Source organism: Pseudomonas sp. BN417, assembly GCF_029871205.1.
Lineage (GTDB): Bacteria > Pseudomonadota > Gammaproteobacteria > Pseudomonadales > Pseudomonadaceae > Metapseudomonas.
Genome location: NZ_SSOJ01000151.1, coordinates 127287 through 132604, shown reverse-complemented (window position 1 = coordinate 132604; position 5318 = coordinate 127287). Strand labels below are relative to the sequence as shown.

Below are 5318 nucleotides of genomic sequence, written 5' to 3'. Positions count from 1 at the left end.
CGGTCGAGAATTCGCGGTTCAGCCGGTTCGGGATATCCGGCCGTTCAATCGTGGCCTGCTTGTAGGCGTGCGAACCCGGCTGCTTGCTGACCAGGCCCAACTCACGCATCAACCGACGCACGCGGAAACGGCCGATTGTCACGCCGTCTTCGCGCAGCATGCCCAGGATGCTGCGGCTGCCGGCCGAGCCGCGACTCTGGCTGAACAACTGGTTGACCTGGCTGCGTAGCGCAACGCGGCGAGCATCGACACGCCGCCGTCGAAGACGGTGGGCGTAGTAGCAAGACCGCGCCACATCGAAAGCTGAACAGACCACTTCCACCGACTCCAGCTCACTCAATTGGTCTATCAGCGCGTACGATCGAGTTCGTCCGACATCAAGAGAGCGGTAGCCTTTTTTAGGATCGCTTTCTCCCGCTCCAGCCGGTTGATCCGGGCTTCCAGCTCCTGGATCTTCTGCTGTTCGGGCGTCAGCGCCTTGCTCTTCGGGGTCACGCCTTGGCGTTCCGCCTGGAGCTGTTTCACCCAACGGCGCAAGGCCGAATCCACCACCCCCAGCGAACGGCAGGCTTCGATATGGCTGTAGCCTTGGTCCAGCACCAGGGCGGCGGCCTCTCGCTTGAACTCGGCGGAGAACGTACGTCGTTGCTTGCTCATCAGACACCTCTCTAACGGCGAGGATTCTCGCCTAAATCGGTGTCCGGGATCAGTAGACCACTACAACTTCATCCTGCCAATCGGAAAATGAATCACTCCGTAGGTTGCGGCTGAGCGAAGCGAAGCCCAACGTTTCGTCGCCCGGGACAACTCTGGCGTTGGGCCGCGCTTCGCTTGGCGCCAACCTACAAAGAGCGCAATGCAAAAAAGGCCGAACCTATTCAAGTTCGGCCTTTTCGTCGCATCAAGCGATCAGCGCAGCGGCTGGCCCTTCATCTCCGGCATGCGGATGTACACCACCAGGCTGACGGCGCTCACCGCCACCAGGTAGATCCAGAACAGGTGGCCGAAACCGGCCCCGGATACCGCCGTCATGACGTAGGGCGAGGTTCCACCGAACAGGGTGACCGACAGCGCATAGGGCAGCGCGATGCCGGTGACGCGCACCTCGGCCGGGAACTGCTCGGCCATGGTCACTGCCGAGGCGGCGCCGAAGCCGGTCATGATCACCATGGAAACCGTCTGCAACAGCGCGACTTCGACCAGGCTGATGCCCTCATAGAGCAGACCGAAGCTCGGCCAGGCCCAGAGGATGGAAGCCACGGCGAAGGCGATCAGTACCGGCCGACGGCCCACGCGGTCGGCAAGCTTGCCCGCCAGCGGCATCAGCAGCAGCGACACGCCCACCGCCACTACGCCGGCCAGCAGCGTTTCGCGGATCGACATGCCGGTGACCAGATGGACCTGGGACGGGTAGCTCACCATCCACACGTAGTTCAGCAGGTTGCCGGCCATGGCGACGCCGATGACCCGCAGGACGTCCTTGCGGTGGCTGGTAAAGATGTCGCGGATCGGGCGCTTCTGCACAGCCTTTTTCGCCACGCGGGACTTGAACACCTCGGTCTCGCGCACCGACAGGCGAATCCACAGGGTGAGCACGCCCATCAGCGCGGCGATGATGAAGGCGACACGCCAACCCCAGTCCTCCAGGGCGGTATCGCTGCCCACCGAGGCCAGCACGAAGCCGAGCAGGAAGGACACCAGGGTGCCGGCGTTGATCGCGAACCACTGCCAGGACCCGGCGAAGGCACGGCGATCGGACGGCGCCGATTCGATGAGGAAGGCCGAGGCGGAGCCGAATTCGCCACCGGCGGAGAAACCCTGGGTCAGGCGCGCCAGGACCAGGATGATCGGCGCGGCGATGCCGATGCTTTCATAGTTGGGGCAGATACCGATGACCAGCGAGGCCAGGGACATCAGCAGGATGGACAGGGTCAGGCCCTTCTTGCGGCCATAGCGATCGGCGAACACGCCGAGCACCGCACCGCCGATGGGCCGCATCAGGAAGCCCACGGCAAATACCGCCAGAACCGAAAGCAGGGCGGTAAGGCTGTTGCCGGCCGGGAAGAACTGCTTGGCAAGAATGGATGAGAAGGTGGCGTAGATCACCCAGTCGGTGTACTCGACTATGGTGCCCAGGGTGGCGGCCACGATGGCCTTCTTCTCGGTCTGATTCAGCTTGCGGCCGGTATCGGCCGGGCTGGCAGCGGAGGTGGATTCAGGCATGAGGCCACCGATCACACTATCGTCGTTAGTCATAGCTTCGCTCCCGTGAGCACACTTCTTGTTGTTGATCGCCCGAAGGCGCCTTCTTCTGGTTAGCGAGCAAGATGAAGCCCGGCGACAGGCCGGTGAAGCGAGATTTCCGCGCTGTTCGCTTGACTCAAACTCAAGCATGGGTCCAGGCAGGATGCCGGCTTGCGTCGCACGGGCGATTGATATTTTCTCAAATCATGACGGCCTAAATTTCCTTTGCAGCGGACCCGTCCAGGGCCGAACCTGCCGCCATGCCCGGGGCGTCGAACAAGAGCGGCATCCCCATACAGATCCGGGCGATGAACTGAGGAGACTCGAAGATGTTCCTGAAAGTTGAGAGCTACGTCGGCGGACGCTTCCTGCCACCCGCCGAGGGCCGCTACGTCGACAAGATCGACCCGCGCACCGGCGAGAAGCTGGGCGAAGTCGCCAACAGCGGCGCCGCGGAAGTGGAGCTGGCGATCCAGTCCGCCCAGGACGCGCTGCCTGCCTGGCGCGACATGCGGCCTTCCGAGCGCGGCCGCATCCTGCTGGAGTTGGCGCGCATCGTGCGCCGCAGCGAAGACCGCCTGGGCAAGCTGGAAAGCGCCGAAACCGGCAAGCCGGGCCGCGAGATGGCCACGCTGATGGACCTCACCGCCCAGTACTTCGAGTTCTATGCCGGCCTGGTCAACGTCATGGACGGTGAAGTCATCAACCAGGGGCCCAACTACCACGTCTATACCCGCCGCGATCCGTTCGGCGTGATCGGCGCCATCCTGCCCTGGAACGCCCCGCTGCATCAGGCCGCCCGCGCCATCGCGCCGGCCCTGGCCACCGGCAACACGGTGGTGGCCAAGCCCTCCGAGCACACCTCCGCCTCCCTGGTGGAACTGGCCCGCATCGCGGTGGAAGAAGCTGGCCTGCCTGCCGGTGTGTTCAACGTGATCGTCGGCAAGGGCAGCGTCATCGGCCCGGTGATGGCGCGCCATCCGCTGATGCGCAAGATTTCCTTCACCGGCGGCCTCACCGCCGGCCAGGAACTGGGCCGCATCGCCGCCGAGCGCATCCTGCCGTTGACCCTGGAACTGGGCGGCAAGTCCGCCAACATCGTCTTCGACGATGCCGACCTCGACGCCGCCGCCAGGGGCGCCACCACCGCGTTCACCTGGAACAGCGGGCAATGGTGCTGTGCCGGTACCCGCCTGCTGGTCCAGGAAAGCATCCACGACCGCTTCGTCGAGAAGCTGGTGGCCCAGGTCGCCGCCCTGCGCGTAGGCCCGGACTTCGACTGCACCTCCGGCCCCATCACCACCCGGTCGCAATTCGAGAAGATCCAGAGCTATTTCGAGATCGCGGAATGCGAAGGCCTGAAACCCGCCATCGGCGGCAAGGTGGCCAGCGGTGATCACCTCGGTAACGGCTGGTACATCGAGCCCACCGTCTACACCGGCGTGACCAACGAGATGACCCTGGCCAAGGAAGAGATCTTCGGGCCCATCCTCTGCGTCATTCCCTTCAAGGACGAGGCCGATGCCCTGCGCCTCGCCAATGACAGCGAGTTCGGCCTGGGCGCCGGTATCTGGAGCCGCGACATCGGCCGCGTGCACCGCATGGCCGCAGGCCTGGAAGCCGGACGCATCGTGGTCAACGAGTACAGCGGCGGCTTCGTCCAGACCCCTTGCGGCGGCTTCAAGCAAAGCGGCTATGGCCGTGAGCAAGGCATCGACGCCCTCTCCCACTACACCCAGCTCAAATCAGTGATCATCCGCCTCTGAAGCTAGCCCGGCGCCTCGACAAACCCCGCCCCGTGCGGGGTTTTGTTTCTTGCGCAGGCACGAGTCATTCGCGCTTACGGGGCCTCGGAACGGGCGAAGGGCAGACCGACGCCCCTTCTCTCCCAAAAGTAGGCCTCGGACTACAGCCGCGTCCGCCCAATAAACCGGTCCAGTCCGACAATCCCTGCCGGCCGCTTCTGAAATACAGGTCAGCACGCCTGTGAAAACCTCACACCTCGTCCATGGAGCCCTATCAAGGAGGCACGGCATGATGGAGAGGCTGGTGAAACGGTCGATTTTCAACCCCGTCAACGAAGACCAGGTGGAAGATCCCTTCTTTGCCGTCAGGAAGGTCGACAGGGTACTGGGCGCCCCCTGGCGACTAACCGGGCTCGAGGCCTTGCTCCGCGAATGCGGCACCGACTACCGCGACAGCCAACGGCCGTACTACCGGGACCAAATTCTCGAGAAAGTTCGCCGCGGCGACTGGCTGCTGGTCAGCCGGCGCCCCTTCAAGCCGCTGAGCGGCAAGCAGCGCTCCTGGACCGATGATCTCGGCTTTTTCGGCGGTCAGCCTACCGCCCCCGCCGAGTCCAAACTCCCGCCCGATTGGAAACCCTTCACACCCACCCTACAGGCCAGACTGCGCGTCGCCCTGCGCATCGGCGTGTTCTTCGACGGCACCTACAACAACGCCGCCAACGCCGCCCAGGGCCAGCTCTGCGGCGCCCAGCACGCCATCACCGAGGATGACCTGGACGCCAGCTGCAAGCCCTATATGCGCGACCCGGAGAGCAGCTATGGCAATGGCGTGACCAATATCAAGCTGCTCCACGACCTGTATCCCGAAACCCAGAAGCTGCCGACCAGCGCCAAACAAGCTCATCGTCGGGTCTATGTCGAAGGCATTGGAACCCGTGCAGGCGAAGAGGACAGCCCGTTCGGAGCCGGAACAGGACGTGGTGCCACTGGCGTGGAAGCGAAGGTGCGGGACGCATTCAGGTATGTCCGGAGAACATGCTACGACTTCATCGACGAAAACCCCGAGTATGAAATCGAATCACTGACCATCGACATCTTCGGCTTCAGCCGCGGCGCAGCGGCGGCTCGCCACTTCGCCAACCAACTGGCCAAGGGTCGCAACGGCCCGCTGGGCATGATGTTCCCCGATACCACCAGCACCTTCAGCAAGGACCTGAGCGGCCGCTACGGGCAGGGAGTACAAGTGGCCTTTATCGGCCTGTTCGACACCGTGGCCTCCACCGCCGGCCTGGCCAACCTGGGCAATGTGCGCAGCGCCAGCACCCC

At 64.0% G+C, this 5318-nt stretch carries 3 protein-coding genes and 1 pseudogene; 2 read left to right on the top strand and 2 right to left on the bottom strand.

Annotation, left to right across the window (positions count from 1 at the left end; translation table 11 throughout):
* A pseudogene (locus E8F11_RS24020) lies at positions 1–657 on the bottom strand (transposase); the annotation flags it as partial.
* A 252-nt stretch (positions 658–909) separates the two neighbouring features.
* Positions 910–2256, bottom strand: coding sequence for an MFS transporter (locus E8F11_RS24015; RefSeq protein ID WP_280291411.1), 1347 nt, complete (start codon positions 2254–2256; stop codon positions 910–912).
* Positions 2257–2573: 317 nt separating this feature from the next.
* On the opposite strand from E8F11_RS24015, the gene E8F11_RS24010 reads away from it, so the two are divergent.
* Both E8F11_RS24010 and E8F11_RS24005 read left to right on the top strand, forming a co-directional pair.
* On the top strand, positions 2574–4010 hold the full coding sequence (locus tag E8F11_RS24010; protein ID WP_280291409.1) for an aldehyde dehydrogenase family protein: 1437 nt from the start codon (positions 2574–2576) through the stop codon (positions 4008–4010).
* Between the two features lie 283 nt (positions 4011–4293).
* The coding region (locus E8F11_RS24005; protein ID WP_280291408.1) for a DUF2235 domain-containing protein at positions 4294–5318 on the top strand (1025 nt) is incomplete at its 3' end.

What these genes read in the sequence shown, in the direction of transcription:
- E8F11_RS24015 (WP_280291411.1), bottom strand. Translation starts at nt 2,256, where the DNA reads ATGACTAACGACGATAGTGTGATCGGTGGCCTCATGCCTGAATCCACC.
- E8F11_RS24010 (WP_280291409.1), top strand. Translation starts at nt 2,574, where the DNA reads ATGTTCCTGAAAGTTGAGAGCTACGTCGGCGGACGCTTCCTGCCACCC.